Below are 23,138 nucleotides of genomic sequence, written 5' to 3' on the forward strand. Positions count from 1 at the left end.
TGATCTAGGTCAGGCCGTCGTTGCGATGCCGTGTTGGGTGCATAGCGCGTGGATGCGGGTGGGGCGGCGATCTGATCTGGTGGTGGTGTCGTAGTGGGCGCCGAGTCGGCGGATGTTGATCGCGATGCCGATGAGAACGTTCTGGAGGTGGGTTTTGGCGAGGCCCCGATAGCGGGAACGCCGCAGACCTGGGCCTCGGACTGCTTGAGAGACGGTGCCTTCGATCCCGGCGCGGACCCGGTAGGTCTCGCGCCATTCGGGACTGTCCTGTTCGGTCTGCATCCGCATCCGGGCCGTGTGGATCGGTTCGGGATGGATCTCCAGGCTCCGGCCGAGGTGGGGGGCGGAGGAGGTGCACTGGGCGCGGATGGGGCAGGGCCTGCAGTGCGCGCGGGAGAAAGCAACGCGGATCAGGCCGTTCTTCTTCGGCCGCATGGAGATGCTGGTGGCCCCGGCGGGACAGCGGGTGACGCCTGCCTGCCAGTCGACGTGGAAGTCCTTGGGGGTGAACGTGCCGTTGTGGGCGCCTCGGCCGGTCTGAATGGTGACGGGCGCGATGAGGGTGATGCCGCGCTCCAGGGACGCGCCGATGTTCGCCCCGGTGGGGTAGCCGGAGTCCGTCAGGTGCTCACCCGGCTTCAGGTCCCGGTCGATGAGTTTGTCCTGGATGGGGGTGGTGGCGCTGACGTCGGGTTCGGTGGCGCAGGTGGTGTGGACGTCGGTGACCAGGTTGGGTAAGTCCTCGTCGCAGGACTCGGTCAGGTGGCCCTTGGAGCCGGTCCACTCCACGCTGTCTGCGCCGGGCGTGCCCTTGGTGCTATAGCGGGCGTCGATCTCGTGGGGCGAGCGGATGCGCTGTGCCGACGGCGGCAGTTCCCTGGTGTCCCGGTAGCGCAGTTGGCCGGTGCCGGTGGCCTCGAAGTGCTGATCCCACAGCTCGCGCATGATTTTGACCTGCGGGAGGTCGTTCATCCACCCGGCGGTGGCATCCGCGTCGATGGCGGCGATCAGGCTCTGGCCGTCGGCGCCGATCTGCTCGGCGAGCCTGGCGGCCGAGGCGTTCTTTCGGCGCAGGAGCCTACTGGTCTCGACCTTGCGGCCGTAGCGCTCGTCCCAGCCGGGCCCGAGCAGCGGCACGATCAGGCCGGGGCTGGTGCGGGCGATCTCCTCCAGGGCCGCGCGCAGGGCCTCCCCCAGGCACTCGATGCGGTTCAGCCTGCGCACGCACGCCAGGACGTGAGTCGAGTCGGTGCGCTGCCGCCCGCCCGAGCGCACCAGGCCGGCGGCCTTCAAACGCTCCAGCATCAGCGACAGCAGGGCATCAGCCCGATCGCCGGACGCCAGACGGGCGCGGAACTCGCACAACACGCTGGCATCGAAACCGGTGTACTCCAGCTCCAGCCCCAGCGCGTACTTCCAGGAGATCCGATCGGCCACCGCGACCGCGGCGTCCCGGTCGGAGAGGTTGTGCAGGAACTGCAGGACCGTGACCATCACCAGCAGGGCCGGCGAGATACCGGGCCGCCCCAGGTCCGCGTACATCTCCTCGAACTCCCCCGCGGTGAAGTCCTCGTCGCTGAACAACGGGCCCAGCGCGTCCCGCACCCGCATCTCATCGGTCCCACCCGGATGAACCCTACGAGCCAACGCCGCAGTCTCCGCCGGAATCCCATACGCCCCCACAGGCCGAAGCACAACCACCCCTACAAACAGCCAACCCACCCCAACCGACAGGCACTTACTGTCCCACACCCACCCCCAGCGACTTCGCCAGCAGAGTCGCCCAGTCGACTTCCTGTGCAGCCGCGCCTAGCCAAAACAAGAAATCTATAGATCGGTCTACTGATTGGTCTGGCCCGTCGACCTCCTGCGCGACGGTGGCGCTCGATCGCCGTGAGAATATGTAGGTCGGTCTACAGGCCAACGCAGGCGCTCGGTGCTCGGCGAGCGTGCGCAGGAAGTCGGGCCCGCCGACTTCCTGCGCGGCGCAGGCTGGTGGCCAGCTGCCAAGTAGACCGGTCTACATAATTCTCCGGCCCCGCAGGCTGACGCTGCGCCGCCTGGTTGACGCGGCCGTGTCCCGGTATGGGTGGGTTGCGTTGGGTGGGTGTGAGTAGTCCTGGGGTGATGCCGGCTCCGCGTCGGCGATCGAGTGAGGAAACGTTCCTGCAACCTCCGGAGCGGCCCCAACAGCCTCAGCGGCTGCAACGGCCGCAGTGGCGTCCGCCGGAGTCTGATCCGGAGGTGCCGATCTACGCCGAGTTGGCGCGGCTGTGGCAGGAGGCCGGTCGGGCGGTGCCCGGGGTGCCGGATCCGGCGTGGGAGAGTCTGGCCAGTTCGCCCGGGGGCACATGACGCTCGAGGGCTGCCAACGGCTGTCAACGGCAGCCAACGGCAGCCAACGGCCGGTCGGGCGTGCAGGGTGCTTGCACGCCGGGCTCTTGCGGGAAGCCCGCGTGGTCCATTGTCGTGGCGGACGGAGAGGTGGTCCGGCGCTGAAACGGGCGAGGCCGTCCATAGCCCCAGGCCGGCCCTGGGGGGATTCACTCCTGCGGCTTGACGGCGGTGTGGACGTACCAGGCGACGTACTCGCGGACGTCGTACATCTCCACCGTGGAGCGGAGGTTGAGCCACCGTGCCGGGTCGCCGAAGCGGCGCAGCACGGCCCACGGCAGCCAGAAGTACGCGTGCACCGCCTCCGTCGTGGGCAGGTAGTACGGCGTCGCGTCCAGCGCCTCCTCCACCTCGAACCCGGCTTCGGTGAGCAGTTGCGGCAGGTTCCGGGCGTGGTAGATCTTGGCGCCCGTCATCACCATCGCGTCCAGGTACGGTTCGAGCAACGCCCGTTCCCGCGGCGCCATTTCGTCCAGCGGCACGGTGCTCATCGGGCCGAGCAGCACCAGTCGGCCGCCGGGGCGCAGCACTCGGTGGAACTCGGCGAGGGCGCGCGGTGGATCGTAGGAGTGGACCAGCGTCTCCATCGAGTAGGCGCCGTCGAACGTGCCGTCGGGGAACGGAAGTTGGTGGTAGTCGCCCCACGTGAAGCTGGTCCGCTGCGCCAACCCGGTGCGGGTGCTCAGTCGGCGGGCCTCGGCCACGTGGAAGTCCAGCACGTCGACCCCGGTGATCGCCAGCCCGAACCGGTCCGCCATCGCCCGCGCCACCACCCCTGCCCCGGAGCCCGCGTCCAGCACCCGGGCGTCCGCCGGGAGCGCCAGTTTGCGGCCCAGCACGTCCTCCAGCTGTCGCTGCGCCCGCCAGAGCCGCCACTTGGACTGCCCCGGCTCGGTCCACCCCCAGTGCCGGGCGTTGCGTGCCACCCGGGTGTAGAACAGCCGGCTCCCCGGGCGGCCGTAGACCCGGCGCAGCCCGGCGAGATCGAGTTCCTGAGCGCCCATGCGGACAAGCTAGCCCCGCGCCCCGGGCACGGACTCGCGCGCCACGCACGGGGCTCGGTCCTGCGACAAGCAGAACGGCTGATTGGCCGATCAGCCGACAGTCGGGACACGGCGCCTACAGCGGCGGCTGCTCCGGCTGGTTCAGCAGCCGTGCCCCCATCGCTGCCGTCTCCAGCGTGAAGCGCTGCAACGCATCCGACAAGTCGTATCCGGTCAACGCCTTGGTCCGCTCCAGCCGGTAGCCGAGCGTCCGCATACTCGGCCCCAGCCGGCGTGCCGCCTCCGCGTTCACGTACGCCGCCTCGGCCTGCACGGCGATCGTGTCCAGCAGCGGACGTGCCCCGCGCCGCGCCTCCTCGCGGCTGCGCAGCACCCCGCTCGCCTGCGAGTGCCGGCGGCCCGTCGCCACCCGCAGCACCGGCCGGTATCCCGGGCCGGGTTGGAGCGTCAGCTCCGCGAACGCCTCCAGTGCCGCCCGCTCGCTGTCCGGGGCGATGCGCACCAGCCGGCCGTCGTCGCTCGCCGAACCGACCCGCCGGCTCGCGCCCGACCCGGTGCGCCAGCCGATGCACGTCCGCGTACGGGCCGTCGCCCGCCACCACCGCCACCGCGTACGCGCCTGCCGGCCGCAGCCCGAACCGCTCCGCCCGATCGGCCGGCGCCCCGAGATCGCTGCCGCCGTGCAGCAGGTCGTCGATGAACTCCCGTCGTGCCGTCTCCTCCTGGCGGACCGCCATCCGCTGCGCCCGCTCGCGGCCCTCGCCCAGTGCGGCCAGCGCGGCATCGGTCGCCGCCAGCACGGCCTCGCCCATCCTGCACAGTTCGCCGGTGCTGCCCGCGGACGCGATCCCCGGCAGTGTGTGCCACGCCCGCCGGGCCGCCGCCAGGCAGTGCGCGACCACCTCGAGCAGCCCGAACCCGGCCTCGGCACAGTGCTCGCCGAGCTGCCGCACGCTCTCCAGCTGGGCCCGGCGCAGCAGCCTCCCGGTGCGGGAGGCGTCGGCGAGCAGGTCGAGGTCGCGCGCGGTCAGTTCGGCGGGTGTGTCGTGCTCGTCCCCCGCCGTCATCGTGTGTGGTGTCGTCCCCCGTGACCGGCGCGGAACTTCAGCGGGATCCTTACAGCCCGTAGGGTTGCGGGCCGGGCTGGGCGCCGTCCTGGCGCGACTCGCGGAAGTTCAGCACGAAGCGGGCGCTGCTGCCGTCGATCCGCCGCCGTACGTACAGCGCCGGGGTGCCGTCCGGGGTGCAGCTCACGCCCTCGCGCACCAGCAGCGGTGTGCCCGCCGGGACGCCCAGCAGCTCGGCGTCGGCCAGGTCGGCGCCGATCGCGCCGAACGCCCGCCAGTCGTACTCCAGCTCCACCCCGGCCGCCCGGGCCAGGTCCAACACCAGGTTGCCGGGGCGGCCCGGACGCACCAGGTCCGCCGGCAGCGGCCCGAACGGCATCCAGTAGCTGCACGCCGCCCGCGCCCTGCCGCCGAGGCGGATCACGGTGTCCACCCGGGACAGCTCCGCCGTCTCCCGGCCCAGCTGGCGGGCCGCCTCCTCGTCCTCCGGCGACCCGGCCACCGGCGGGGCGCCCACCACGAACTCGCCGTCGTCGGCGTCGGGCAGGGCGCTGTGCACGCTGCCCAGGTCGAACCGCTGGCTGCGCGGATCCACCGCGATCGACACCCGCACCGCCGGCGGGCGGACGAACGTCCCGACCCCGCGCCGGATCTCCACCACGGCGGCGCGCTCCAGCTCCGCCACCGCCTGCCGCACGGTGAGCCGGTTTACGCCGAACTCCGCGCTCAGCTCCGGCTCGCTCGGCAGCCGCGCACCCGCCGGGTACGTGCCGGCGTCGATCCGCTCCTGAAGCTGCCGGGCCAGGCGGCGGTAGAGGGGGGTGCTGGGAGGATTCGTCGCCACACGCCCGATCCTACGGAGCGCGCCCGACCCGACGGAGCCCCGGGCGTGACCCGCCCCACCTCTCAGGTCGACGATTCCCACCTGCAGAGGTGGGATGGAGGGAAGCGCACGAGCCGGGGCTTGCCCGCGACCCCTCGAAGCCGCTACACATCTAGACGTCTAGATGTCCTGTCCCGGCCCCGTGCGGCTCCACCCGAAAGGCCTCGCATGTCCCTGGTCAACTTCCGTGACCCCGCCCTCCTCGGCGACCCCGACGGCCGACGGGTCCGTCCCGGCGTGCTCTACCGCTCCGCCCAGCCGTTCCCGGCCGCCGACGCCGCGACCGTCGCCCAGCTGCGAGCCTGCGACATCCGCACGATCGTCGACCTGCGCGACACCTTCGAGACCGACCCCGCCGACTGGGCCGCCGCCGAAGCCGCCGGCATCGCCGTCGTCGCCGCCCCGGTCAACCCCGCCACCGACGGCCTCGCCGAACGGATGCGCACCATGACCACGGCCGCCGACCTCGGCCACTTCTACGTGCTGATGGCCGAGTCCGCCCCCGCGGCCGTCGTCGCCGCCGTCGAGGCCGCGGCCCGCCCGGGCGCCGTCCTGCTGCACTGCGCCGCCGGCAAGGACCGTACGGGCCTGCTCACCGCGCTGCTGCTGGACCTGCTGGACGTCCCCGCCGACCGCATCGTCGCCGACTACGTCCGGACCGCCGACGCTCTCCCGGAGATCTTCGCCGGCCTGGCCGAGCGCCACCGCACCGCCCTCAACGGCCACCGCGACGTGACCATCCCGGCCCCCCTCCTGCAGGCGCCGGCCGAGGCGATGGCCGTCTTCCTCGACCAGGTCCGCACCCGCCACGGCGGCGCCGCCTCGTTCCTCCCCGCCTGCGGCGTCACCCCGGAGATCCTGACCGCCTTCCTCGCCAAGGCCGCCGCCGAGGCCGGACACGGGCTGATCGGTGCCCAGGTCATGCTCTGATCCCCTGATCGCGTGACATCCCCTGAGCCCGTGATCCCCTGGGCCCGTTAATTCCGTTGCGACAGCCCGGTCGTCCTGGCAACGTCCGTTCCACCAACACGAGGCCGGGGCGACCACCCACATGACCATCTACTTCTACGACGCCGACGAGATCCCCTACGGCTGCTTCTCCAACTTCTCCGCCCACGGCGTGGAGCTGGACGGCCGCCACTGGCCGACCGCCGAACACTACTTCCAGGCCCAGAAGTTCGCCGGCACCAGGCACGTCGAGGCGATCCTCCGGGCGCCCACGCCGCTGCGCGCCTCCCAGCTGGGCCGCGAGCGCACGAGGCCGCTGCGGCGCGACTGGGAGCACGTGAAGGACGACGTGATGCGACGCGTCGTGGAGGCCAAGTTCCGTACCCACGCGGACATCCGGGCGGTGCTGCTCTCCACCGGCACCGAGGAGCTGGTGGAGAACACCGGCGGCGACCACTACTGGGGCCGCGGCCGCACCGGGAAGGGCCGGAACATGCTCGGCAGGATCCTGATGCGCACCCGCCACCGCCTGGCCGCCGAGGGGGAGCCGGCCCGGTGACCGCCCTGCGCGAGATCCGCGCCGACCACGACGGACGGACGATCGTCCTCTACCAGGCGTACGCCCCGGCCGTCGCCGAACCGGCGCTGGCGGCGGGCCGGTTCGTGCCGCCGTTCTCCTTCCACCGGATGACGTGGATCAAGCCGTCGTTCCGCTGGCTGATGCACCGCAGCAACTGGGGGCAGAAGCCGGGCCAGACCCGGTTGCTGGCCGTGCGGATCACCCGGGAGGGCTGGGAGGAGGGGCTGGCCAGGGCCGTCCTGACCACCGCCGACCCGGACGAGGTGGCGGGCGCCGAGGTGCACGTCCAGTGGGATCCGGAGCGGACGCTGCGCGGGGCGGCGCTCAACCACTACAGCATCCAGGTGGGCATCGGCCGTTCGCTGATCCGCACCTTCGCCGAGGAGTGGGTGACCGAGCTGACCGACCTGACCCCGCAGGTGCACCGGATCGCCGCGCTGGTCCGGGGCGGCCGGGCGGCGCAGGCACAGCGCCTTCTGCCGCCGGAGCGCCCGTACCCGCTGCCGGCGGCGACGGCGCGGCGCCTCGGCATCGGCTGAGCCCGACCCCCGTCCGGGCCCAGCCGCCCTCACACGTCCCGCCCTCACACGTCGCGCCCTCACACGTCCCGCCCTTCAAACGTCGCGCCGCCGTACCACGGCGACCGTGACCACGATCGCGACGGCGGCCCACACCGCCAGGGTGATCCAGGACTCCAGGACGGTCGGCGGGTACCGGCCCATCGTCGTGGCGGAGTTCGGGTTGATCGTCAGCCGGCTCTCGGCACGGAGCGGCAGGTGGTTGCCGATCTCCTTGAGCCACCGGTAGCGATCGCCGCCGAACAGCAGCGGCACGATGAACAGCAGCGCGACCAGCGAGACGATCGAGGCGGTCGCGTGCCGCAGCACGGCGCCGAAGGCCATCCCGATCAGACCGCAGACCGGCACGGCCACCGCGTAGGCGAGGACGGCCCGGAGGCAGCCCTCGTCGGCGATGGAGAGCCCGACGTGCCGGGAGGCGACGATGGCGTTGGAGCCGAAGAAGGACGCCACCGACATGATCGTCCCGGCGAGCAGCGTGATCCCGGCGACCAGCGTCACCTTGGCCGCGACCACGCCCCGGCGGTCCGGGACGGCGGCGAAGGTCGTGCGGATCATCCCCGTCGTGTACTCGCCGAACACGGTGATGGCGCCGAGGCTGCCGGCCGCGAGCGCCATCACGTCGCCCGCGATGCCGCTGAGGCCGTGGAACAGCGGGTCGTACCGGTACGGCCGGAAGCCGTCGAGCTCCGGGGGCGGCTGGTCGATGTAGACCAGGTCCGAGTGGACGCCGTTGAGGTTGATCGCGATCGCGGCCAGGGTCGCCAACGCGAGCACGAAGTAGGTGGACCGCAGCGAGCGCAGCTTGATCCACTCGGCGGCGAGCAGGTCGGTGAACCGGGGTGCCGGCTCGGCCGGGGCTAGGGTCATCGCACTCATCGGGCATCTCCTGCCGGGTACTCGACAGCCGGGTATTCCACTACTGGGTACTCCACTACTGGGTATTCGCCTGCCGGGAATCCGACCGCCGGGCAATCCACTGCCGGGTGTTCGCCCGCCAGGTACTGGACGCTGTCGGCGGTCAGCGCCATGAACGCCGACTCCAGGGAGGACGTACGGGAGGCGAGTTCGTGCAGCACCACGCCGTGCCGCAGCGCCAGTTCACCGATCCGCGCGGCGGGCAGCCCGGTCACCACTGCCTCCTCCCGGCCCGAAGGCCTCACCGTCGCACCCTCGCCGGCCAACACGGCCGTCAACGCACCCAGTCGGGGCGTCCGCACGGCGACGTGAGCATCGGCATGCCGGGCGGAGAAGTCCGCGAGGCTCTCGTCGGCGATCAGCCGCCCGCGCCCGATCACCACCAGCCGGTCGGCGGTGTGCTCCATCTCCGCCATCATGTGGCTGGAGACGAACACCGTCCGCCCCTCCTCCGCGAGCCGCCGGAACAGCCCGCGCACCCACAGCACGCCCTCCGGGTCGAGCCCGTTCAGCGGCTCGTCGAACAGCAGCACGGGCGGGTCGCCGAGCAGTGCGCCGGCGATGCCGAGCCGCTGCTTCATGCCCAGCGAGTACCCGCCGATCCGCCGCCCGCCGGCCTTGGCGAGCCCGACCTCGTGCAGCACCTCCTCGACCCGCCCGAGCGGGATCCGGTTGCTGCGGGCCAGCGCCGACAGGTGTGCTCGGGCGCTGCGCCCGCCGTGCACGTCCTGCGCGTCCAGCAGCGCGCCGATGTGCCGCAGGCCGCGCGGCCGGCCGGCGAACGGCACGCCGTCGACGGTGACGGTGCCTCCGGTGGGCGCGTCGAGCCCCAGGATCATCCGCAGGGTGGTGGACTTGCCGGCGCCGTTCGGGCCGAGGAAGCCCGTGACGGTGCCCGGCCGGACGGTGAAGGACAGGTCGTCGACGGCGACGGTGTCGCCGTACCGCTTGCTCAGTCGCTCGATCTCGATCACGGGGACAACCGTGCCGTTCGGGCCTTCGGCGGGCATCGGGCGGCGGGACACAACCGGGGGCGGGGGAGTGGCCCGGGGGATTACGCCCGCGGGTCAATGTGCCGTGCCATGACCCGTCGATACGATCGGGCGATGATCACCGACCCCCGTCCGCCGCTGCTCAGGCGCCTGCCCGCGGGCGCGTGGGTGGCGGCGCTCTGGACGACCGTCATCGTGTTCCGGGTGTTCACCCGCGACGACGAACTGCACCAGCTCCTCCGCTACGACGGCAACCTGGAGGACATGCCGTTCCTGGTCACCGCGGTGGTCACCACGCTGGTCGCGGCGCTGCTGGTCCGGCTGCCGCCGGCCGCCGTCGCGGTGGCGCTCGCCGGCTGCGCCTACACCCTCGGGATGAGAGGGGTCCAGGAGACGCCGGTGGTGCAGTTCCTGATCGCCGACGTGATCGTCGGCTACTGCGCGGCCACCCGCTCCCGCCTCGTCTCGCTGTACGCCGCCGGGATGCCGGCCGTCATGCTCGGCACGATGGTGGTCTGGGGAGCCGTCCACGAGTACCCCGTCAACCCGATGGCCTTCGGCGGCCTCGCCGCGACCGTCGTGATCGCGTGGCTGGTCGGCAACACGGTCCACCAGGGCCGCGTCCACGCCGAGGCCCTGCGCGGCCGCGCCACCGAGCAGGCCGTCACCGCCGAACGGCTACGCATCGCCCGCGAGTTGCACGACATGGTCGCCCACAACATCGGCATCATCGCCATCCAGGCCGGCATGGGCAGCCGGGTCATGGACACCCAGCCCGCCGAGACCCGCAACGCGCTCGACGCCATCGAGGCCACCAGCCGGGAGACCCTCGCCGGGCTGCGCCGCATGCTCGGCGCGCTGCGGCAGGGCGAGTCCGAGTCGGCGCCTCTCGAAGTCGCGCCCGGGCTGGCCGAGTTGGACCGGCTGGTAGAGAAGACCGCGGGCGCGGGCGTCCGCGTCGCGGTCACCCGCGGCGGCGAGCCGCGCGCGCTGCCGTCCGACGTCGACCTCGCCGCCTACCGGATCGTCCAGGAGGCGGTGACGAACGTGGTCAAGCACTCCGGCACCCGCGACTGCCACGTCACCGTCGACTACCGCCCGGACGAGGTCGCCGTCACCGTCGTCGACCTGGGCGTCGGCGCCGCTCCGGATGCCCGTTCCGGCTACGGCATCGCCGGCATGCGCGAGCGGGTCAGCCTGCTGGACGGCCAGTTCAGCGCCGGCCCGCGCCCCGAAGGCGGCTTCCGCGTCGCCGCCCGACTGCCGCTCCCCGTGGAGGTGGGACCGTGATCCGCGTCGTCCTGGTCGACGACCAGCCGCTCATCCGCACCGGCCTGCGGGTGCTCATCGCCGACACCCCGGACCTGGAGGTGGTCGGCGAGGCCGGCGGCGGCGCCGAGGCGGTGGACCTGGTCACCCGGCTGCGCCCGGACGTCGCCGTCATGGACATCCGGATGCCCGGCATGGACGGCATCGAGGCCACCCGCCGGATCACCGCCGACCCCCGCGTGGCCACCCACGTACTCGTCCTCACCACCTTCGACGACGACGACTACGTGTACGGCGCGCTGCGCGCCGGGGCGAGCGGCTTCCTGGTCAAGGACCTTGCGTTGGAGACCATCCTCGACGGCATCCGGGTCGTCGCCGCCGGGGACGCCCTGATCGCCCCAAGCGTCACCCGCCGCCTGATCGGCGAGTTCGCCGCCCGCCCGCAGCCTCCTCGGAGTCGCCGTTCGGTCGCCGACGGGATCACCGAACGCGAGCGCGAGGTGCTGACGTTGGTCGGGCGCGGACTCTCCAACGCCGAGATCGCGGCAGAACTCTCCATCAGCGTGGCCACCGCCAAGGCGCACGTCGCCCGGCTGTTCACCAAGCTGGACGCCCGGGACCGGGTACACCTGGTCATCCAGGCCTACGAGTTCGGGCTCGTCGCACCGTCCTGAGCCCGCCGCCCACGGACGAGCGCCGGGGCGGGCCCCAAGGCCCACCCCGGCGCTCGCTCCCGGCAGATCGTCAGGGGACGATCGGGTGCGCGATCTGGCAGCCGCCAGCGCCGCCGTTGTAGTCGTTCGACCAGGTGCCCTGCATGGCGAACGAACCGGTCGCGAAGTTCACGTTCTGCGCGCCGCCGACGCCGCCGGTGCCCTTCCAGGCGCACTTGTCGGCGTTCTCGTAGCCGGTCGAGTCGGTCCAGCCGCCGGCCGGGTTCTGGTCGGTGATCGTCTCGGAGTACTCGTGGCCGTACACCATGGTCACGCCGTCCAGCAGGCCCGCGCTGCCGCTGTTGACGTAGTTCTGGCCGCAGGAGGTGCCCATGTCGGTGACGTACGGGTCGTTGGTGAACGCGACGTCACCGTACGGGGACGGGGCCGCGCCACCGGACAGCGTGGTGTCGCCGTTCCAGTCGTGCCAGGCGCAGAAGGTGCCGGAGGGGGTGTTGAAACCGTCCGGGTGGGTGCCCGTGGGGGAGAGCACGACGTACTGTACGTTGCGGTTGGAGGCCGCCGTGGTGTTGCCGAAGTGCCCGGCGGCCTTCACGGCCTCGGAGGCGAGCTGGTTGCCGGTGGCCTGACCCGGCGCGGCCGAGGACGTGTCGACCCAGACGCCGGCCAGTGCGCCGCCGGTCGGGTAGGCGACGTGGGCGGCGGTGGACGGGCAGCTGGTCGAGCCGGAGGCGATGCCCTCGCAGTACTGGGTCATGACGCCGGACCAGGTCTCGCCGTTGGTGCCCAGCCCCTTGAACAGCTGCTGCGCGCGGACGGCCTCGCCCGACGGGTCGCCGGAGAGGGTGGTGTAGCCGTTGGCGTCGGTGCCCTGGGTGCCCCACTGGGAGCCCCAGAAGACCAGGTAGACCTTGGGGGTGCCGGTGGTGACGCCGATGCCGTCGACACCGCCGCCGTAGTGCAGGTTCGAGGTCCGCTTCCCGGCGGCGCCGGCGGCGGCCTCCTTGGTGGGGACGACGCCGTGCCGGTAGGGGTGGGTGTGCCCGGCGAACTCGCTGACCGGCTGGTCCGCCTGCGCGGGGGCAGCGGCGGCGAATCCGGCGGCCGCGAGTGCGATGGAGGAAAGGCCGGTCAGGACCTTCGAGGTGGGGGACATGCCCATCGTGAGGGTTCCTCTCTGCTGCCGGCGCACGCGTGTGTGTGGGGAGCGGCGACGGCAGTGCATGGGGACGAAGGGGAGCCGACATGCCGTCGACGGCCGGAAGCAAAGCAGAGCCGTTGAAAGAGGGTCAACGAGGGCGGAAGTAAAGGAAATTCAGGCGAACCGTAGCGAAGTTCAAAAACGCGCAGCTCAGGGCATGTTGATGCGCGTAGCGCAGCCGTCTATCAACAGTTGAGGAGAGGGCTGAACAGTATGGGGGCCCCTCCACACGACACGCCGCAGCCCCGGCCGGGAACGCCCGGCCGGGGCTGCGGAGGAATGGTCGGTCAGATGGCGGGAAGGTCCCTCGCCTTGAGTCGTCAGGCCTGCCGGGCCGGCGGGAGCCGCCGGTAGGCCGCGGCGACCTTCAGGAGCCAGGTGATCTCCTCCTGCGGGGTGGCGCCGCCCGGGTGGTCGGGCTCGGGGGGCATGCCGCCGGCGGGCGGTCGGCCGGTGGTGTGGTGCTGGAGGGCGGCGTGGAGCCAGAGGGCCTCGGTGCGGGCACGGGCCTGGTCGACGGCCGGGGAGTCCGATGTCGCGACGGCGGTGCTCGGGTCGGCGGACGGCACCGTGTCGCGCAGCGCCAGGGCGGCGTCGCGGATCTCGAAGGCGCGGTGGGCGACGTCCAGGGAACGGTCGCCGAGGACGAACAGGTTGCGCACCCGCCCCGCCGGGGTGCCGAAGACGACCTGGGGTGCGACGGCGACGAGGTCGGCCCAGAGCGGGTGGAGCCGCCACATCGCGTACTGGTCGCGGACGTAGTGGCTCACCGTGCGGACGGGCGGCATGGAGATGCCGAGGACGAGGAGGATGGCGGCGACCGCGGGGAGGAGTTCGCCGATGGGCTCGACCGGCCTGACGGGCTTCCCGGTGACCGCGTCGACGGCCACGACCGTGTGCGTGGCGATGTAGTAGACGCGGTAGAGCACGTACACGGCCCCGATGCCGGTGCTCGCGGCCATCAGCCGGACCCCGGTGCGGAGCAGCCCCGCGGGCACGTTGAGCCGGTTGGACCAGAACAGCCGGCACGCGAGCAGCGTCGAGGCGAAGAAGAACAGGTAGTAGACGGTCAGGTACAGCTGGACGGGCCGGTCGCCGTAGTGCGCGTCGATGCCGTCGGGGCCGATGTCCTCGTGCCGGAAGAAGAAGATCGACAGCACCGCCATCACCACACACGCCACCCCCGCGGCGGCGTGCCTGACCCGGATGGACTGGATGCCCTCGCCCGGCCGCCCGCGGATGGCGAAGACGTAGTCGAGGAGGAAGGTGGCGGCCGCGATGCCGAGGAGGTGCTTGATGAGGACGGAGACCTCAGGGAGCCCGGTGCCGTCCTCCAGGAACCGTGCGACGGGCGCGGGCCGGGTGGTGAGCGCGAGCGCCATGGTGATCAGGGTGCCCCAGAGCGCGCGGGTGGCGGGGGAACGGAAGGCCCAGGGGGCGCGCCAGATGACGGCGGTCCAGAGCAGGGCGGGGATGAGGATCTCGAACACCGATCGGAGCACGGCTCAGCCTCGCCGTCGGCGTCGGAGCCGTGCGATCGGGCTGAGCATGCTGTCGACCAGCCGTTGGGAGGATTCCGTCCTCGCGCGGTCGGCGCCCGCCAGATCGGCCAGCAGCAGGGCTATCATCTCCGCCTCCTGTTCTTCGACTGTGGTGTAGCTCGTGCGGCCCATGCCGAGGGCCTGGGCGACGAACTCGGGGGTCAGGTCCGGCATCAGGCCGGTGAGGTGGCGCAGTTCGAGCACGCCGGTGTGTTCGCAGGCGACGTGCCCGAGTTCGTGCAGCTTGATGAGGTCCTGGTGGGCCGGGGTGGTGTGCTGCTCGTAGAAGACGACGTCGATGCTGGGGAGGGCGATCCAGAGCCCGCAGGGAGCGTCGTGGCCGAGGACGGGCAGGGGTTCCATCGCGATCGGCCGGCCCCGGTGGCGTTCGAGCGAGGCGCGGAACCCCTCGACGGTGAACGGGGTGGGGAGGTCCAGCGTCGTCAGGATGCCTTCGCAGCGCCTGCGGAGGCCGCGGGGAAGAGGCATGCGGGAAACGTTCCTTCACTCAGCGGCGAGCAGGCGGGAAGAAAGGCGGGGAAATCCGGACGGGACATCTGAACGGGAGATCTGAACAGGAATCTGATGAAGAGTCACATTCCGCTCGGAGCGCCGGGGCCGGCCCCGCCGGACGCTCCCTCCTCCAGGCTCTTCAGCCGGTCTGCGAGCGCGAGGAGCATGTGCAGGCTGCCGTCGGACAGGCCGGAGGCGCGCTTGACCAGGCTGACGACCTCGGAGTTGCCGAGGGCCTGTCGGAGGTCGCCGAACTTGTCCAGCCGGTCCAGCTGTTCGTCCACGTCGGCGGTTCTGCTGTCGTCCAGGAAGTAGGCCGCGCCCTGCTGGATGCCGAAGCCGCGGCCGAGCCAGTCGAGGGTGTCGACGGTCGGGTTCGGGCTCTGGCCCTTCTGGGTCACCCCGTGGTGGAGGTTGCGGATGGTGTCCTTGGAGATGACGTCGCGGCCGGCCAGGGTGTTGATCCGGTCGGCGAGTTCGCGGTAGGTGGGGGGGCGTCCGCCGGCCCGGGCGGCCTCGCGGGCGAGCAGGTTCTCGATCTTGTCGGCGATGGCGCGGGCACGGCTGGGCGAACGGTCCGTACCGGCCGCGTCGCCGGGGCCGTTCGGCTGGTCTGCACGCACGTCGCTCGCCCCTCCGATCGATTGGGGCACCAACCTATCGCGAGCGGCGCGTCTGGGAACACGGTCTGCCGGAGGGCTACGGGTGGTCGAGTTCGGCGATCCGCATGATGCGGCCGTGCGAGTCAAGGACGACGTCGTAGGTGTTGCCGTAGCAGCCGTAGGGGGCGGCGGGTGCGCGGTCAGCGAGGCAGTCGTCGAGGTGGCCGAGCAGGTCGGGCAGCGGCACGGGCTTGGCCGGTTCGCCGTGCGGGCGGTCGACGAGGGTGGCGTCGACGCCGGCCGTGGCGAAGGTGTGGCGCTCGGGGCTGCCCACGGCCTGGTACCGGTCGGAGGCGCAGACGTACCGGGTGGCCAGGGCGGTCAGCTCGCCGGGCTCGTCGGCGATGACCTGGAGGACGCGGTGGCCGGGGCGCTCGCCCGCCTCGGTGCAGGCGTCGGTGGCGGACGCGCCCGACGACGCGGTCGGGGCCTCGGCGGTGTCGTCGGGCGCGTCCGCCGGGGAGGCGAGGTCGTCGTCGTCCGTGTCGTCGATCTCGGCGGAGGCGGCCGCCACGGTGGGGTTGTCGTCCGCGGGGGTGCAGGCGGCGAGGCCGGCCGTGGCGGCGACCGCGGCGGTACACGCGAGCAGTGCGGTGAGCAGGATTCGGGGCGCGGCCATGGCACCAGTCTCCCCGACGGCGTGGCGGACGCGGACACCCGTGTACACGTGTGCGACGGGACGCGTGGTTCTCCCGGCGGCGCGTGGTTCTCCCGGCGGCGGGTGGGGCCGAGCAAGGGAAGCAGGGACCGGCCTCGCTACGCGGCGACCGGCCGGGACGCCTCGTACGCCTCGCGCAGCCGGGCCCGCGCCCGGTCGTCGGCGCCGAGGCGGTCGAGGCCGAGCAGGGCCGCGCCGAGCACCGGCGGGGCGACGACGACCCGCGGCTCGGCCAGCGGCGCGGCCTCGGCGAGGCGGGCGGTGAGGTTGTCGAGCAGCAGCGGCTGCCGGGCGGCCAGGACCCCGCCGCCGAGCACCACCGGCGTGGGCACATCGAGGAGTTCGAGCCGGGTGAGTGCGACGACGGCGAGCCGGACGATCTCGTCGGCCTGCCGGTCGATCAGCTCCAGCGCCACCGCGTCCCCCTCGCCCGCGACCGCGAACAGCACCCGGACGATCTCGTGCAGCCGGGTGGCCGGCAGCTGCCCGAGGTGGACGGCCTCGGCGACGGCGCCGGCGCTGGGCAGGCCGAAGTGTTCGGCGATGGCCCGGGCGAGCGCGGTGGGCCCGCCGCGGCCGTCCTCGGACCGGACGGCGTGCCACATGCTGGTGCCGGCGAGTCCGGCGCCGCCGCCCCAGTCGCCGGTGAGCTGGCCGAGGGCGGGGAAGCGCGCGGTGCGGCCGTCCGGCAGCAGTCCGACGCAGTTGATGCCGGCGCCGCAGACGACGGCGACCCCGCGGGGGCCGTCGGTGCCGGCCCGCAGCAGGCCGAAGGTGTCGTTGACGGCGGTGTTGCCGGCGCCCCAGGGGTGGGATTCCAGTGCGGCGCGCAGCGCCTCCTCCTCGACGGGGAGGTCGGCGTTGGCGAGGCAGGCGCTGACGTGGCCGGTCAGGACGCCGCTCCAGGACGGGTACCCGGCCGCGGCGGCGGCCTCCTCGACGAGCGGGGCGAGGCCGGCGACGGCCGCCGCGCCGCCGATCCTCTGCGGTGCGAAGCCGCCGCCGCGGGCGGTGCCGCGGATGGTGCCGTCGGCGCCGATCAGGGCGACGTCGGTCTTGGAGTTGCCCGCGTCGATGGCGAGGACACCGGGCAGGAGCGGTTCGGGCTGGTGGGTCATCGGGTCCCCGCGGCTCGTACGTGCCCGGCCGTGGTCGTCGGCCGGGGATGGTCGGTCCGGCGGACCGGAACGGGGTGCGTCAGGCCCAGGCGAGGTGCTCGCGGTTGTGGGCGAGCAGCCGGTCCGTCAGCCGGTCGGCGAGCTCGATCCGGCCGACCAGGGGGTGGGCGAGCAGGGCGTCGAAGACGCGGTCGCGCCCGCCGTGCAGGGCGGCGTCGAGGGCGAGGTGCTCGTACGCCGTGACGGCGGCGATGAGCCCGGCGTACAGGGGCTCGACGGGCCGCTGCGGCAACGGGCGGACGCCGGCGGCGTCGACCTCGGCCGGGACCTCGACGACGGCGTCGTCGGGCAGGAACGGCAGCACCCCGTCGTTGCGCGTGTTGACGACCTGCACGGACGTCCCGCCACGCGTGCCGAGCAGCGCGGCGATCAGCTGGACGGCGGCCTCGGAGTAGAACGCGCCGCCGCGCCGGCCGAGCAGTTCGGGCTTGGTGTCGAGGACCGGGTCGGCGTACAGCTCCAGCAGCTGCCGCTCGATCTCGGCGACCCGCGCGGCCCGCGATTCCTGCGCCCTGAGTTCCTCGACCATCACGTCGTGCTGGTAGTAGTACCGCAGGTAATAGGACGGTACGACGCCGAGCCGTTGGAGGAGAGCCCGCGGCAGGCGCAGGTCCTCGGCGATCTCCGTGCCGTACGCGGACAGCAGCTCCGGCAGCACCTCCCGTCCACCACCGGCACCTGGCGCGTCGAGCAGGGTGACCCCGCGCTCCCACGTCAGGTGGTTGAGCCCGACGTGGTCGAGCCGGATCAGCTCCGGGTCCACGCCGAGGTGCGCCGCGAACCTGCGCTGGAGGCCGATCGCGACGTTGCACAGGCCGACGGCCCGGTGCCCGGCGCTGTGCAGGGCCCGGGTGACGATGCCGACCGGGTTGGTGAAGTCGACGATCCAGGCGCCCGGGTTGATCCGGCGCACCGTCTCGGCGATGTCCAGCACCACCGGGACGGTGCGCAGCGCCTTGGCGAGTCCGCCGGCGCCGGTGGTCTCCTGGCCGACGCAGCCGCACTCCAGCGGCCAGGTCTCGTCCCGATGGCGGGCGGCCTGCCCGCCGACGCGCAGCTGGAGCAGCACGGCGTCGGCGTCCGCGACGCCCGCCCCGACGTCCACGGTCGTCGTGACGACCGCAGGGTGGCCCTGCCCGGCGAAGATCCGCCGGGCCAGGCCGCCGATCAGCTCCAGCCGATCGGCGGCCGGGTCGATCAGCACCAGCTCGCCGACCGGCAGAACGTCCCGCAGCCGGGCGAGGCCGTCGACCAGCTCCGGGGTGTACGTCGAACCGCCGCCGACGACGGCCAATTTGAGGGTGGACCCGAGTGCGGACATCAGCCCTTGACCCCTGTCAGTGTCACGCCTTCGACGGAGGCCTTCTGTGCGAAGAAGAAGAGGACGATCACCGGCGCCATCACGAGGAGGGTGGCGGCCATGGTGAGGTTCCAGTTGGTGTGGTGCGCGCCCTTGAAGGACTCCAGGCCGTAGGAGAGGGTCCAGGCGGCGTGGTTCTCGCTGGCGTAGATCTGCGGGCCGAAGTAGTCGTTCCAGCAGGAGAAGAACTGGAACAGGGCGACGGCGGCGATGGCCGGCCGGGCCATGGGGAGGACGACGCGCAGCAGGGTGCGCAGATCGCCGCAGCCGTCCATGCGGGCCGCCTCGGCGTACTCCCTGTAGTAGAGGCCGAAGGCGTCGCCGAGCAGCGGCAGGGTGCACTGGTTGCCGTGGAACTGCGTGTAGTCGAGCATCGCGGCCGGGAAGGTCCGGGCGGCGTCGATGCCGCTCCTCGCCAGCAGGGGCTTGAGGTCGACGAAGGCCCTGGTCGAGCAGAACACGCCGACGTTGTTGGTGGTGAAGGAGGAGACCACGTCCGGGGCGTCGTCGCCGCCGGCCCGCAGGGCCTGGTTGACCTTGTCGTCCGCGATGTTGCCGACGGCCCTGACGTGGATGTTCGGGTGGGCCTTCTCGAAGGCGGCGATGTTGTCGTCGATCGCCTTCACCTCGTTGTCCTGGCTCCAGCCGTGCCAGAAGGTGATGGTGACGTCCTTGCCGCTCGCCGCGTCGTCGTTGCCGCCCGCCTCGTTGCTGCCGGTGCAGGCGGTGGCGAGCAGCGCGAGGACGGCGCTCCCGGCGGCGGCGATCGTGCGGCGGCCTCTGCGGGCGGTTGTGGAGTGCACTTCGAGGACCTCCTGGGGGTGCGCGGGCAGGCGCCATCGCCTCGTCGCCCGCGTCCGGGGTGGGGGAGAGGTGGGTGCGGGTGCGGGTGCCAGGGGGAGCGCCGGCGGGTGGACGTCGGCGGGTGGACGTCGGCGGGTGGACGTCGGCGGGTGGACGTCGGCGGGTGGGCGTCGGCGGGTGGGTGTCAGTGGGTGGAGAAGACCGCCTCGCGGGCGGTGGCCACGGCGCGTTGCAGGGCACCGAGCAGGACGGGTGAGCCGACCAGCGCGCTGCTGCGCACTTCCGGCCGCGCCATGGACAGCCGGGCCAGTTCGTCCTCGACGAGGGCGCGCAGTCTCGTCCCGCCCGCGCTCGGCACCGCGCCGGAGAGGACCACCAGTTCGGGGTCGACGACGGCGACGATCACGGCGAGTCCGACGGCGAGCCGGCCGGCCAGCTCGGCGAGGAACGCGTCGCCGGCGCCCGGGGTCTCCAGGGCCCTGGCGATCGCGTCCTCGGCGGTGGGCGCACCGAGCCCGTATCGGCGGGCCAGCGCCCGGACGGCGGGTGCGCCGACGAGGTCCTGGAACCCGCCGGAGTTGCGGCGGCGCACGTCCCGTACGACCGGCGAGCCGGGCACCGGCATGTAGCCGACCTCGCCGGCGCCGCCGGTGAAGCCCCGGTGCAGCCGGCCGGCGATGACGATCGCGGCGCCGGTGCCCGCGCCGGCCCAGAGCAGGACGAAGTCCTCCGAGCCCCGCGCCGCGCCGCAGGCCTGTTCGGCGACGGCGGCGAGGTTCACGTCGTTCTCGATCGACACCGGCGCGCCGATCGCCTCGGACAGCTCCTCGACCAGCCGCGGCGAGTGCCAGCCGGGCAGGTGGGAGGCGTAGCGCAGCTTGCCGGTGACCGGGTCGGGGGCACCGCCGACGCCGATCACCACGGTGTGCAGGGCGCGGTCGGCGATCCCGGCCTCCCGGACGGCCCCGGCGACGGCCGCGGTGACCCGGGAGACGGTCTCGGCGGCCGGGGTGCCCTTCACCGGCACGACGTGCTCGGCGAGCGTGGTACCGGTGATGTCGGCGACGGCGACCCGGATCTCGCCGGTGGTCACGTCCAGCCCGGCGACGTGACCGGCGGCCGGATTCACCTGGTACAGCTGCGCGTTGGGGCCCGGCCCGCCCGCGCTGGTGCCCACCGGCAGGACCAGCCCGGCCGCCTCCAGGCGCGCCAGCAGCTGGGAGGCGGTGGGCTTGGAGAGCCCGGTGAGGGTGCCGATCTGGGTGCGGGAGAGCGGGCCGTTCTCCAGCAGCAGTTCGAGGGCGGCGCGGTCGTTGATGGCGCGCAGGAGGCTGGGGGTGCCGGCGAGGGGAGCCCTGGCGGTCGTCTTGATCACGTGCGTCACGTGCGGATCCTCCTCTTCCGGCCGCCGGGCGGGAGACGGTTCGGTGCTTCCGGGCGCTCCCCGTGAACTGTTAGGAAACTTTCCAGTCGTTCGTGAAGGACCGTACGGTCTCCGTCGGTGGGGTGTCAATGGCCCTTCGCGCGGAGAGTGCCGAAGCGTGACCCGCGCAGCACGAAGCCCCGCCCCCATCGGAGTGGGAGCGGGGCTCTCGTACTCGGTGCGCTACGGCCTGGTGAGGTCGTCGCTCGCCGGCTTCGGGAGCGGTATCGGCTCCGTCGCCCTGTACCGCGCCGAGGTCGGATCGGCCAGCGAGGACGGCGGCGACGGATCCGCCGCGAGGGCGAACGAGACGCCGGTGGCCGTCGCCTCCTCCTTGACCTTGATACCGGCCACGTCGAAGGCCGACTTCAGCCGCTGCCGCAGTGCACGCGCCACCACCGGGGCCTTGCCCGGAGCCGTCCGCGCCTCGACGCGCATCATCACCGAGTCCGCCGCGACCGACTCCACGCCCAGGATCTTCACCGGCTCCCAGACCAACTCGTCGTACGGGGTCTCCTTGGCCAGCGCCTCGGCCGTCTCCAGGATCAGGTCCTCGGCCCGGACGAGGTCCTCCTTGTACCCGACCTGGACGTCCACCGTCGCGGTCGACCAGCCCTGGCTCATGTTGGCGATCCGCTTCACCTCGCCGTTGCGGATGTACCAGATCTCGCCGCCCGCACCGCGCAGCTTGGTCACCCGCAGGCCGACCTCCAGCACCGTGCCGGTGGCCACCCCGGTGTCGATCTCGTCGCCGACGCCGTACTGGTCCTCCATGATCATGAAGACCCCGGAGAGGAAGTCCGTGACCAGGTTGCGGGCACCGAAACCGATCGCCACACCGGCCACACCGGCGCTCGCCAGCAGCGGCGCCAGGTTCACCCCCAGCGCGGCGAGCACCATCAGCGCCGCCGTGCCCAGGATGGTGAACGAGGCGACGCTGCGCAGCACCGAGCCGATCGCCTCCGACCGCTGCTGGCGCCGCTCCGTGTTGACCACCCCGGTGTTGGCGAGCAGCCCGCCGATCCGGCTCGGGTCGTCGTGGCTCTCGTGCGAGCGGGCCATCCGCGCGATCAGCTGGGTGATCAGCTTGCGCACCACGGCCCGCAGCACCAGGGCCAGGACGATGATGAAGACGATCCGGACCCCGGAGGCCAGCCACTCCTGCCAGTGCGTGTCGAGCCAGCTGGCGGCCTGCTTGGTGGTGTCGCTGACCTCCTGCGTGCTGGTCGGGATCCGCAGATCAAGCTGCGGCAGCGGCGGCGCGGTCGGATTGGGACTCGGCGTCGCAGGGGAGGTGAGCGCCGGGGACGCGTCGGCGAGGCCGGTGGCGCCGGAGCGGAACACGTGCGGGACCTTCCTGGCAGAGGGCGTGGCGGGGCCCGCGCCGCGGCAAGCTCGGCCCACGGACCGTCGGCCCAGCCTATCGGGCCCGGAACCGACACCCGGACACGCCACAAGGCGCACGGAACGCGCCGGACGCCCCGTCAACGCCCCGGTGCGCTCCTGCGGACACCCGCCCCACCAGCGCTCCGACCGGCCGCTCCGCCCCTCCGGAGGGCACTGCGGAGGCCCTCGGGTGCAACCGGACGTACCCCCGGGCATATCGGGTATGACGGAAACCACATCCGGAGATCACGTCAGGTCCGTTACACAGGAGTGGTGGCGCCGTACAAAGGCGTAAGGCGACACTGGGGGAGATCACTCACCCGTTGGGTGATCCAACCGCTCGTCCCGGCGCGAGCCACGCGCCGCAGGCGTCCAAGGAGGCATCCGTGCCGCATGTCCTGGTCCTCAACGCGTCCTACGAGCCACTCGGCGTCGTATCGATGCGCCGCGCACTCATCCTGGTCCTCAACCACAAGGCGGTCAGCCTGGAGGACTCGGGAGTCACTCTGCACAGCGCCACCAGCGCCCTTCCGGCGCCGTCCGTCGTCCGACTGACCCGCTTCGTGCGGGTCCCGTTCTGCGGGCCCGTCCCGCTCACCCGCCGGGCTCTGTTCGCCCGCGACCACGGCCGCTGCGTCTACTGCGGGGCCGCCGCCACCAGCGTCGACCACGTCATTCCGCGCAGCCGGGGCGGCCAGCACCGGTGGGACAACGTCGTGGCGGCCTGCCGCCGCTGCAACCACACCAAGGCCGACCGCCACCTCACCGAACTCGGCTGGCGGATGAAGCGACCACCCGCCCCGCCCTCCGGCCTCGCCTGGCGGATCATCGGCACTGGGATCAAGGACCCGCGCTGGCGGCCCTACCTGGAGCCGTACGGCGGAGCCGACCAACTGCGCGCCCCGCAGTGGGGCGAGTACGAGCACCACGACCTGACCTCGCCGAACCACTCCGTCCCGATCGGCCGGGCGCACGCCGCCCACACCGCCCCCGTCCGCCGCGGCGAGCAGCCGGAACCGCTCTCCGCCTGACCCCGCTCCACAAGGGCTTGCCCGTCATATCACCCGGTACGCCTCATGGGCCGCCGCGCACCCCACCGGGGAGC

General features: G+C 72.6%; 23 protein-coding genes. 7 read left to right on the forward strand and 16 right to left on the reverse strand.

Annotation, left to right across the window (positions count from 1 at the left end):
- Positions 1–9: 9 nt before the first annotated feature.
- From F7Q99_RS19430 to F7Q99_RS43185, 3 genes are all read right to left on the reverse strand, one after another.
- Positions 10–1,605: an IS1182 family transposase gene (locus F7Q99_RS19430; RefSeq protein WP_195911113.1), complete on the reverse strand. Its 1,596-nt coding sequence runs from the start codon at positions 1,603–1,605 to the stop codon at positions 10–12.
- 938 nt (positions 1,606–2,543) lie between these two features.
- Positions 2,544–3,398, reverse strand: coding sequence for a methyltransferase domain-containing protein (locus F7Q99_RS19435; protein WP_153463110.1), 855 nt, complete (start codon positions 3,396–3,398; stop codon positions 2,544–2,546).
- A gap of 115 nt (positions 3,399–3,513) precedes the next feature.
- On the reverse strand, positions 3,514–3,900 hold the full coding sequence (locus tag F7Q99_RS43185) for a helix-turn-helix domain-containing protein (RefSeq protein WP_326846877.1): 387 nt from the start codon (positions 3,898–3,900) through the stop codon (positions 3,514–3,516).
- Between F7Q99_RS43185 and F7Q99_RS43190 the strand changes: the two genes are divergently transcribed.
- On the forward strand, positions 3,893–4,489 hold the full coding sequence (locus F7Q99_RS43190) for a hypothetical protein (protein WP_326846878.1): 597 nt from the start codon (positions 3,893–3,895) through the stop codon (positions 4,487–4,489). The genes F7Q99_RS43185 and F7Q99_RS43190 overlap by 8 nt on opposite strands.
- Before the next feature lie 25 nt (positions 4,490–4,514).
- Here the strand turns inward: F7Q99_RS43190 and F7Q99_RS19445 are convergent, their stop codons facing one another.
- Positions 4,515–5,309 carry a GntR family transcriptional regulator gene (locus F7Q99_RS19445; protein ID WP_195911114.1) on the reverse strand — a complete coding sequence of 265 codons (795 nt, stop codon included), beginning with the start codon at positions 5,307–5,309 and terminating at the stop codon, positions 4,515–4,517.
- Positions 5,310–5,516: 207 nt separating this feature from the next.
- Between F7Q99_RS19445 and F7Q99_RS19450 the strand changes: the two genes are divergently transcribed.
- The 3 genes from F7Q99_RS19450 (at position 5,517) to F7Q99_RS19460 (ending at position 7,415) form a co-directional block, all read left to right on the forward strand.
- The gene (locus F7Q99_RS19450; RefSeq protein ID WP_153463114.1) at positions 5,517–6,278 is read left to right on the forward strand and encodes a tyrosine-protein phosphatase; all 762 of its coding nucleotides are present in this window, start codon (positions 5,517–5,519) and stop codon (positions 6,276–6,278) included.
- 121 nt (positions 6,279–6,399) lie between these two features.
- Positions 6,400–6,855, forward strand: coding sequence for an NADAR family protein (locus F7Q99_RS19455; RefSeq protein WP_153463116.1), 456 nt, complete (start codon positions 6,400–6,402; stop codon positions 6,853–6,855).
- A complete protein-coding gene (locus F7Q99_RS19460) occupies positions 6,852–7,415 on the forward strand; it encodes a DUF4291 domain-containing protein (RefSeq protein ID WP_326846879.1) in 564 nt (187 codons plus the stop codon). The genes F7Q99_RS19455 and F7Q99_RS19460 overlap by 4 nt, the downstream gene beginning before the upstream one ends.
- Positions 7,416–7,490: 75 nt before the next feature.
- Here F7Q99_RS19460 and F7Q99_RS19465 read toward each other — a convergent pair whose 3' ends face one another.
- Together F7Q99_RS19465 and F7Q99_RS19470 are read right to left on the reverse strand one after the other, a co-directional pair.
- Entirely contained in the window at positions 7,491–8,333 is an 843-nt protein-coding gene (locus tag F7Q99_RS19465) for an ABC transporter permease (RefSeq protein WP_153463118.1), read from the reverse strand.
- Positions 8,330–9,346, reverse strand: coding sequence for an ABC transporter ATP-binding protein (locus F7Q99_RS19470; protein WP_326846880.1), 1,017 nt, complete (start codon positions 9,344–9,346; stop codon positions 8,330–8,332). Before F7Q99_RS19470 ends, F7Q99_RS19465 begins: the two co-directional genes overlap by 4 nt.
- A 132-nt stretch (positions 9,347–9,478) precedes the next feature.
- Between F7Q99_RS19470 and F7Q99_RS19475 the strand changes: the two genes are divergently transcribed.
- Both F7Q99_RS19475 and F7Q99_RS19480 read left to right on the forward strand, forming a co-directional pair.
- Positions 9,479–10,654, forward strand: a complete 1,176-nt coding sequence (locus F7Q99_RS19475; RefSeq protein ID WP_153463121.1) for a sensor histidine kinase — start codon at positions 9,479–9,481, stop codon at positions 10,652–10,654.
- Positions 10,651–11,307 carry a response regulator transcription factor gene (locus F7Q99_RS19480; RefSeq protein WP_326846881.1) on the forward strand — a complete coding sequence of 219 codons (657 nt, stop codon included), beginning with the start codon at positions 10,651–10,653 and terminating at the stop codon, positions 11,305–11,307. Before F7Q99_RS19475 ends, F7Q99_RS19480 begins: the two co-directional genes overlap by 4 nt.
- 70 nt (positions 11,308–11,377) lie before the next feature.
- On the opposite strand, the gene F7Q99_RS19485 is transcribed toward F7Q99_RS19480, so the two are convergent.
- The 10 genes from F7Q99_RS19485 to F7Q99_RS19530 form a co-directional block, all read right to left on the reverse strand.
- Positions 11,378–12,469: a hypothetical protein gene (locus tag F7Q99_RS19485; RefSeq protein WP_230210266.1), complete on the reverse strand. Its 1,092-nt coding sequence runs from the start codon at positions 12,467–12,469 to the stop codon at positions 11,378–11,380.
- Between the two features lie 359 nt (positions 12,470–12,828).
- On the reverse strand, positions 12,829–14,010 hold the full coding sequence (locus F7Q99_RS19490) for an MAB_1171c family putative transporter (protein WP_195911115.1): 1,182 nt from the start codon (positions 14,008–14,010) through the stop codon (positions 12,829–12,831).
- A gap of 3 nt (positions 14,011–14,013) precedes the next feature.
- A complete protein-coding gene (locus F7Q99_RS19495) occupies positions 14,014–14,538 on the reverse strand; it encodes a hypothetical protein (RefSeq protein WP_153463125.1) in 525 nt (174 codons plus the stop codon).
- A gap of 104 nt (positions 14,539–14,642) precedes the next feature.
- Positions 14,643–15,185 carry a hypothetical protein gene (locus F7Q99_RS19500; RefSeq protein ID WP_153463127.1) on the reverse strand — a complete coding sequence of 181 codons (543 nt, stop codon included), beginning with the start codon at positions 15,183–15,185 and terminating at the stop codon, positions 14,643–14,645.
- A 76-nt stretch (positions 15,186–15,261) separates the two neighbouring features.
- Positions 15,262–15,843, reverse strand: a complete 582-nt coding sequence (locus F7Q99_RS19505; protein WP_153463129.1) for a hypothetical protein — start codon at positions 15,841–15,843, stop codon at positions 15,262–15,264.
- Positions 15,844–15,980: 137 nt separating this feature from the next.
- The gene (locus F7Q99_RS19510) at positions 15,981–17,000 is read right to left on the reverse strand and encodes an N-acetylglucosamine kinase (protein ID WP_153463130.1); all 1,020 of its coding nucleotides are present in this window, start codon (positions 16,998–17,000) and stop codon (positions 15,981–15,983) included.
- A gap of 79 nt (positions 17,001–17,079) precedes the next feature.
- On the reverse strand, positions 17,080–18,381 hold the full coding sequence (locus F7Q99_RS19515; RefSeq protein WP_153463132.1) for a 6-phospho-beta-glucosidase: 1,302 nt from the start codon (positions 18,379–18,381) through the stop codon (positions 17,080–17,082).
- Positions 18,381–19,223, reverse strand: a complete 843-nt coding sequence (locus tag F7Q99_RS42630; protein ID WP_326846882.1) for an extracellular solute-binding protein — start codon at positions 19,221–19,223, stop codon at positions 18,381–18,383. Before F7Q99_RS42630 ends, F7Q99_RS19515 begins: the two co-directional genes overlap by 1 nt.
- A gap of 185 nt (positions 19,224–19,408) precedes the next feature.
- Positions 19,409–20,608, reverse strand: coding sequence for an ROK family transcriptional regulator (locus F7Q99_RS19525; protein ID WP_407697806.1), 1,200 nt, complete (start codon positions 20,606–20,608; stop codon positions 19,409–19,411).
- Positions 20,609–20,830: 222 nt separating this feature from the next.
- The gene (locus F7Q99_RS19530) at positions 20,831–21,991 is read right to left on the reverse strand and encodes a mechanosensitive ion channel family protein (RefSeq protein ID WP_456114935.1); all 1,161 of its coding nucleotides are present in this window, start codon (positions 21,989–21,991) and stop codon (positions 20,831–20,833) included.
- A 428-nt stretch (positions 21,992–22,419) separates the two neighbouring features.
- Here F7Q99_RS19530 and F7Q99_RS19535 point away from each other — a divergent pair, with 428 nt between their 5' ends.
- A complete protein-coding gene (locus F7Q99_RS19535; RefSeq protein WP_326846883.1) occupies positions 22,420–23,064 on the forward strand; it encodes an HNH endonuclease in 645 nt (214 codons plus the stop codon).
- The last annotated feature ends 74 nt before the right edge of the window (positions 23,065–23,138 follow it).

Source organism: Streptomyces kaniharaensis (assembly GCF_009569385.1).
Taxonomy (GTDB): Bacteria; Actinomycetota; Actinomycetes; order Streptomycetales; family Streptomycetaceae; genus Kitasatospora; species Kitasatospora kaniharaensis.

Coding starts and splice junctions, on each gene's coding strand:
- F7Q99_RS19465 (WP_153463118.1), bottom strand. CDS start 8,333: ATGAGTGCGATGACCCTAGCCCCGGCCGAGCCGGCACCCCGGTTCACC.
- F7Q99_RS19495 (WP_153463125.1), bottom strand. CDS start 14,538: ATGCCTCTTCCCCGCGGCCTCCGCAGGCGCTGCGAAGGCATCCTGACG.
- F7Q99_RS19515 (WP_153463132.1), bottom strand. CDS start 18,381: ATGTCCGCACTCGGGTCCACCCTCAAATTGGCCGTCGTCGGCGGCGGT.
- F7Q99_RS43190 (WP_326846878.1), top strand. CDS start 3,893: ATGCGCACCAGCCGGCCGTCGTCGCTCGCCGAACCGACCCGCCGGCTC.
- F7Q99_RS19455 (WP_153463116.1), top strand. CDS start 6,400: ATGACCATCTACTTCTACGACGCCGACGAGATCCCCTACGGCTGCTTC.
- F7Q99_RS19510 (WP_153463130.1), bottom strand. CDS start 17,000: ATGACCCACCAGCCCGAACCGCTCCTGCCCGGTGTCCTCGCCATCGAC.
- F7Q99_RS19435 (WP_153463110.1), bottom strand. CDS start 3,398: ATGGGCGCTCAGGAACTCGATCTCGCCGGGCTGCGCCGGGTCTACGGC.
- F7Q99_RS19475 (WP_153463121.1), top strand. CDS start 9,479: ATGATCACCGACCCCCGTCCGCCGCTGCTCAGGCGCCTGCCCGCGGGC.
- F7Q99_RS19485 (WP_230210266.1), bottom strand. CDS start 12,469: ATGGGCATGTCCCCCACCTCGAAGGTCCTGACCGGCCTTTCCTCCATC.
- F7Q99_RS19505 (WP_153463129.1), bottom strand. CDS start 15,843: ATGGCCGCGCCCCGAATCCTGCTCACCGCACTGCTCGCGTGTACCGCC.
- F7Q99_RS19450 (WP_153463114.1), top strand. CDS start 5,517: ATGTCCCTGGTCAACTTCCGTGACCCCGCCCTCCTCGGCGACCCCGAC.